Genomic DNA, 6,194 nt, shown 5'->3' with positions numbered 1-6,194 from the left:
AAATCAGCAAGCGCCCGGCCAAGCCGACGCGCTCGGGTCCAAAGCTGGTTGATGATGCGCCGTCCGGCAAGCGTCGTGGCGCGCCGTCCGGTTCCGGTCAGCGTCCAGGCTTTGGCCGTCGCAAGCCTGAGTAAACCTGCGGCGCTGTGAAAAAAACGCCAACCCCCAAAGGGTTGGCGTTTTTTTATGCCTGCAAATCACCAGGCCCCTGTAGGAGCGAGCTTGCCTCGCGATCTTTTGATCTTCTAAAAGCTAGCGAGGCAAGCTCGCTCCTACAAAATCAGGTTTCCACGTGGAAATATTTCTTTACGCTCCGTAAAGCTGTCTCTACAAAATCAACAGGTTATCCGGCACAGCAGCCCGTTTCACCCCTTCTGTAAAGAATACTTTCCGGAAAAATGGCTGCTTGCACCATTTCTGACCGTTTATTGGCTTGTTTCGTCTTGCAAACGGCGGTGTGATGGGATCTTGCCTACGAGCGGGTGTACAATGCGCCGCGTTTTAACTGTGACCCAATTGCGTACCCGCGCTTTTTGCGCTGCTCAACCCCGTGATGAGTGGCCAAAACCTCGAGGCTAACCCGCCTTGTTAACTCCGCATCGCCACAAGCGTTGCGGGTTCGATTCCGTCACAGATAAAAACAAACAGGTGACGCATGACTCGTGAAACAACTTTGGATTCCTGGCGTCTGCGCTGGGGTTTGATGTGTGTTGTAGACCCTTCGATCACTGCCTCTGGTGCTCAAGCTACATCGCACTGAATCACATCAAACCTTGTGTGGAACGCTTTCAATGAGTGGAAAAACCTCGCAATCAGGTGAGCTTAAACGCGGCCTGAAAAATCGTCATATCCAGTTGATTGCCCTCGGCGGCGCGATTGGTACTGGCCTGTTCCTCGGCTCGGCCGGGGTACTCAAATCGGCCGGTCCATCAATGATTCTGGGCTATGCCATCTGCGGCTTCATTGCCTTCATGATCATGCGCCAGCTCGGCGAAATGATCGTCGAAGAGCCCGTTGCCGGCTCCTTCAGCCACTTTGCGCATAAATACTGGGGCGGCTTTGCCGGCTTCCTGTCGGGCTGGAACTGCTGGGTGCTGTACATCCTGGTGGGCATGTCGGAGCTGACAGCGGTCGGTAAATACGTGCACTACTGGTGGCCCGAGATCCCGACCTGGGCCTCTGCGGCAGCCTTCTTCGTGCTGATCAACGTAATCAACCTGACCAACGTCAAAGTGTTTGGTGAGGCCGAATTCTGGTTCGCGATCATCAAGGTCGTGGCCATTATCGGCATGATCGCCCTGGGCTGTTACTTGCTCACCAGTGGCAGCGGCGGCCCTCAAGCTTCCGTCAGCAACCTGTGGTCGCACGGTGGTTTCTTCCCGCACGGCGTGACCGGTTTGTTGATGGCCATGGCCTTCATCATGTTCTCGTTCGGTGGTCTGGAAATGCTCGGTTTCACCGCAGCAGAAGCCGACAAGCCGCGCACGGTGATCCCAAAAGCGATCAACCAGGTGATCTACCGCATCCTGATTTTCTACATCGGTGCGCTGGTGGTTCTGCTGTCGCTGACCCCGTGGGACTCGCTGCTTGAAACCCTCAACGCTGGTGGCGACAGCTACAGCAGCAGCCCGTTTGTACAAGTGTTCTCGATGCTGGGCAGCAACACCGCAGCGAACATCCTCAACTTCGTGGTGCTGACCGCGGCGTTGTCGGTGTACAACAGCGGCACCTACTGCAACAGCCGTATGCTGCTGGGCATGGCGCAGCAGGGCGATGCGCCTAAAGCGCTGGCCAAGATCGACAAACGCGGCGTGCCGGTCAATGCCATTCTGGCTTCGGCAGCAGTGACGGTGATTGCGGTACTGCTCAACTACTGGATGCCGCACGACGCGCTGGAACTGCTGATGTCGCTGGTGGTTGCGACGCTGGTGATCAACTGGGCGATGATCAGCTACTCGCACTTCAAATTCCGCCAGCACATGAACAAAACCGCGCAAACCCCGCTGTTCAAGGCACTGTGGTACCCGTACGGCAACTACATCTGCCTGGCGTTTGTAGCGTTCATTCTGGTGATCATGCTGTTGATCCCGGGCATTCGCATCTCGGTGTTCGCAATGCCGATTTGGGTGGCCTTTATGGGGCTCTGCTACTGGTTGAAACCCAAGCGTGTTGAACAAGCCTCTACCGAGGTTTACAGCCCGGCCAAGTAAATTGATCGGTTAAACAACACACCCGGCCACCGCGCCGGGTGTGTTGTTTGTGGGGTATGCTGCACGCCCTGCTGATGGACCTTTGTAATGCTGGTGATTTCCAACAACGTGCATATCCCCGATGCCGAAATCGAACTGACGGCTATTCGTGCCCAGGGCGCGGGCGGGCAGAACGTCAACAAAGTCTCAAGCGCCATGCATTTGCGCTTCGACATCCCCAACTCATCCTTGCCGCCTTTTTACAAAGAGCGACTGCTGGCGCTGCGTGACAGCCGCATCACCAGTGACGGGGTGTTGATCATCAAGGCGCAGCAATACCGCACCCAGGAGCAGAACCGGGCGGATGCGCTGGAGCGTTTGCTTGAATTGATCGTGAGCGCGACCAAAGTCGAAAAAAAGCGCCGCCCGACCAAGCCGACCCTGGGCTCAAAAAAGCGTCGCCTCGAATCCAAGACCAAGCGCGGCAGCATCAAGGCCGGGCGGGGCAAGGTGGACTTTTAAAGTCAAAAGCCCTCAGTCAGAGGGAGAGGGTTGTTCTTAGCTGTCTCGTGCAAGCTTTGCCTGCCGATACAAGTAAACACTCAGCAGCACCCCGCTAAACGACGCCAGTGCTGCAAACAGGAAGATCGAGGTAAAGCCAAAACCTGCTGCCACCGCGCCCACCAGCGGCCCGGTGATGCCCAATGACAGGTCGATAAACAGCGAGTAGGCGCCCACCGCTGCGCCTCGGCTGGAGGCGGGCACCAGGTTAACAGCTTCAACGCCCAGCGCCGGAAACACCAGTGAAAAGCCAAAACCGCTCAGCGCAGCACCGGCCAAGGCCAGATGCGGGTCAGGCGCCAGCCACAGCAACAGCAAGCCCAGGGTTTCGACGCTCAGGCAGGCAATGGCGACGCGAAAGCCGCCCAGGCGGTTGATCATGTTGCCGAACAGCAAGCGCGCACTGATAAAACTGGCGCCAAACAGGCTCAGGCACAGCGCGGCGTTTTCCCAGTGGTTGGTGGCGTAGTACAGGGTGATAAAGGTGGCGATGGTGCCAAAACCAATCGAGCCCAGCGCCAAACCTGTACCGTGGGGCAGCACCCGGCCCAGCACGTGCAGGAACGGCAAGCGCACGCCGCTGACAATGGGCGCGGCCACTTTTGGCCAGGCCAGCAGCAAGCCCAGCGTGGCCAGGGCAATGATGCTCACGCCCAGGCTCCACATGCCCAAATGCCCGACCATCACCACGCCCAGCGGTGCGCCAATGGCAATGGCGCCGTAGCTGGCGATGCCGTTCCAGGAAATGACTTTGGCGGTGTGGGCAGCGCCTACCCGGCCAATGCCCCAGCCGATCGACCCCGAACCCACCAGGCTTTCAGCACTGCCCAGCACCAGCCGGCCCAACAGCAGGCTGGCCAGGCTCCAGGCAGGTGCCGCGGCCAGCCAGCTTGAAGTCAGCATCAACACACCGCTCAGGCCGCATCCGGCCAGCCCGTACATGACTGCGCGCTTACTGCCCTGGTTATCGATGATGCGGCTGGCGTAAGGGCGGCTCAGGAGCGTGGCCAGGTATTGCACGCTGATCACCAGCCCTGCGATGACCGTGCCATAGCCCAGGTGGTTGTGAACGTAACCGGGCAATACGGCCAGCGGGATGCCGATGTTCAAATAGCCGATAAAGGTAAACAGAACGATGGAAACCACTTGCAGCGTGATTGCCATAGGGCGTTGTGTTTCAGGCATTGGGTAGGGGTCCTGCGGGGAGCGGTAAGGTGCAGATTACAACGGTGCAACCAATTGTGTCGCAATTAAAGCAGCCAGTGCGTTTTCCTGGGTGCCGAAGCGCTTAAGCAGCAGGGTCTGCTTTTGTGGGCTGAGACGCTCCCAGAGCTCGATCATTTTTTCGGCGGTGCCGATCAGGACGCTGGCCTGGGTGTCGCTAAAGGTGTCAGTCACGCTGTTGTCCGCGAGAAGAGGAGGGTGACGCAATTGTGTCAGGCGGTATGAAAAACCTGAAGCTTTTCGCACCGCCTGATAGATGGCCGGTCAGTCTTCGCTGTCGGCCTGGAGGCTTTCTTGAGCCTCTTCCAGTGCGGGGTTTTCGCCACTGGTGTGTTGCGGGGTTGGCTGCTGAGTTTCATGCAGGCTTGGGAAGGGGAGGTTTGGGATCTCGTGCATCGTCGCGCTCCTCATAAGGTGTGTTTTTAAATCGCTGGGTAAATCGGCGCTTTTAAAAAGCAAGGGCAGGATACAGGAGGGAGTGTGACAATTTGTCTTTTTATTGCGTCTGGCGCCGATTGTGGCGATTTATTCATCTTGTAACAGGCCTGTAGGAGCGAGCTTGTCTCGCGATCTTTTAAACGCTCAAAAGATCGCGAGACAAGCTCGCTCCTACAGGTTTTTTAGTGCTGGCAGACCTGTGCAATAGCCTTGGCGAGCAAGTCCAGACGGGTGCCATCGACCCCGGCCATGTTGGCGCGGCCTGAGCCGACCATGTAAACGCTGTGTTGTTCACGCAGCACTTGCACTTGCTCAGTACTTAACCCGGTGTACGAGAACATCCCGCGTTGCTGGTTGATGTGCGCAAAGCGTTCGGCCAGACCGAATGGCGTCAGCGCCTCCACCAGGCCGCTGCGCAGTTGCGCGATGCGGCTACGCATGGCTTCCACCTCGGCGGCCCATTGCGCCTTGAGCTGCGCATCACCGAGGATGGTCGCCACCACGGCGGCGCCATGATCAGGCGGGTTGGACCACAAGTTACGCGCCAGATACGCCAGTTGGCTGCGCACATCGGTCAGTTTTTCGGCGTCATTGGCACACACGATCAACGCGCCGACACGCTCACGGTACAAGCCGAAGTTCTTCGAGCAAGAGCTGGTGATCAGCACTTCAGGCAGTTCGCTCACGAACAGGCGTGTTGACCAGGCATCTTCTTCCAGCCCGTCGCCGAAGCCCTGATAAGCAAAGTCGATCAGGGGCAGCAGTTCGCGCCGACGCACGACATCCAGCACCTGCAGCCAGTCGTCTTGCGACAGGTCAAAGCCGGTCGGGTTGTGGCAGCACGCGTGCAGCAACACCACGTCGCCCTTGGGTACGTGCTCCAGGGCGTGCAGCATGGCGGCTACGTTGAGGGTGTTGTCGCGGCCCACGTACGGGTAATGACCTACCTTCAACCCGGCTTCGGCGAAAATGCTTTCGTGGATCGGCCAGGTCGGGTCGCTCAGCCAGATTCCGCGCCCTGGCAGGCAGTGCGCGATAAAGTCGGCCACCAGGCGCAATGCGCCGGTACCGCCCGGCGTTTGCGTGGCGCCCGCACGTTTGGCCGCCAGCAGCGGCGAATCAGTGCCCAGTACCAGTTCGCTGATCAGTTGGCCAAAACGGCTATCACCGTGGCCGCCGATGTAGGTTTTGGTCTGTTGCTGATCTACCAGGCGCTGTTCGGCCTGTTTGACTGACTGCAAAATCGGCGTCAGGCCGTTGGCGTCTTTATAGACGCCCACGCCCAGGTCGAATTTGTTCGGGTTGGTGTCCTGGTTATAGGCGTCGATCAACCCCAGGATCGGATCGCCCGGCACACGGCCAATGGCTGAGAAGTGCATTACTTGCGACCTTCGGCAGTTTTGGCAACGTCATCGGTGCGCGCAGCCATGATGAAGTCGTTGCGGTGCAAGCCTTTGATCGAGTGGCTCCACCAGGTCACGGTCACTTTGCCCCATTCGGTCAGCAGGCCCGGGTGATGGCCTTCAGCTTCAGAGATTTCTCCAACGGCGTTGGTGAACGCCAGGGCGTGCTTGAAGTTCTTGAACAGAAAAACCTTTTCCAGTTGCATGATGCCGTCGCGAACTTCGATGTTCCAGTCCGGGATCTGCTTGATCAGCATCGGCAACTCTTCGTCGCTGACCTGTGGAGCATCGGCGCGGCAGGCTTCGCAGTGGGCTTGGTTCAATGTGCTCATGGTGTATTCCTGAAATCGATTTTTTATTGGTCTTGAAAAAAAATAAG

Annotated in this window: 7 protein-coding genes and 1 pseudogene; 3 read left to right on the top strand and 5 right to left on the bottom strand. The window is 58.0% G+C overall.

What is annotated here, in order from left to right; genetic code table 11:
- The 3 genes and pseudogenes from GHO41_RS20890 to arfB all read left to right on the top strand — a co-directional run.
- Positions 1–134: pseudogene (locus GHO41_RS20890) on the top strand (23S rRNA pseudouridylate synthase B); the annotation flags it as partial.
- A 657-nt stretch (positions 135–791) separates the two neighbouring features.
- Positions 792–2,210, top strand: coding sequence for an amino acid permease (locus GHO41_RS20885; RefSeq protein ID WP_153434540.1), 1,419 nt, complete (start codon positions 792–794; stop codon positions 2,208–2,210).
- Between the two features lie 87 nt (positions 2,211–2,297).
- Positions 2,298–2,711: an alternative ribosome rescue aminoacyl-tRNA hydrolase ArfB gene (arfB, locus tag GHO41_RS20880; protein ID WP_048371466.1), complete on the top strand. Its 414-nt coding sequence runs from the start codon at positions 2,298–2,300 to the stop codon at positions 2,709–2,711.
- A gap of 36 nt (positions 2,712–2,747) precedes the next feature.
- On the opposite strand, the gene GHO41_RS20875 is transcribed toward arfB, so the two are convergent.
- The 5 genes from GHO41_RS20875 to GHO41_RS20860 form a co-directional block, all read right to left on the bottom strand.
- Positions 2,748–3,935, bottom strand: coding sequence for an MFS transporter (locus GHO41_RS20875; protein ID WP_153434539.1), 1,188 nt, complete (start codon positions 3,933–3,935; stop codon positions 2,748–2,750).
- A gap of 36 nt (positions 3,936–3,971) precedes the next feature.
- Positions 3,972–4,148 carry a hypothetical protein gene (locus GHO41_RS20870; protein ID WP_153434538.1) on the bottom strand — a complete coding sequence of 59 codons (177 nt, stop codon included), beginning with the start codon at positions 4,146–4,148 and terminating at the stop codon, positions 3,972–3,974.
- Between the two features lie 90 nt (positions 4,149–4,238).
- Positions 4,239–4,370, bottom strand: a complete 132-nt coding sequence (locus GHO41_RS30420; RefSeq protein WP_256678817.1) for a hypothetical protein — start codon at positions 4,368–4,370, stop codon at positions 4,239–4,241.
- Between the two features lie 224 nt (positions 4,371–4,594).
- Positions 4,595–5,791: an amino acid aminotransferase gene (locus tag GHO41_RS20865; protein ID WP_153434537.1), complete on the bottom strand. Its 1,197-nt coding sequence runs from the start codon at positions 5,789–5,791 to the stop codon at positions 4,595–4,597.
- Positions 5,791–6,147 carry a 4a-hydroxytetrahydrobiopterin dehydratase gene (locus GHO41_RS20860; protein WP_048371460.1) on the bottom strand — a complete coding sequence of 119 codons (357 nt, stop codon included), beginning with the start codon at positions 6,145–6,147 and terminating at the stop codon, positions 5,791–5,793. Before GHO41_RS20860 ends, GHO41_RS20865 begins: the two co-directional genes overlap by 1 nt.
- Positions 6,148–6,194: the final 47 nt, after the last annotated feature.

This window comes from Pseudomonas sp. FSL R10-0399 (genome assembly GCF_009600165.1).
Lineage (GTDB): Bacteria > Pseudomonadota > Gammaproteobacteria > Pseudomonadales > Pseudomonadaceae > Aquipseudomonas > Aquipseudomonas helleri.
This window is presented reverse-complemented; position numbering and strand designations above follow the sequence as displayed.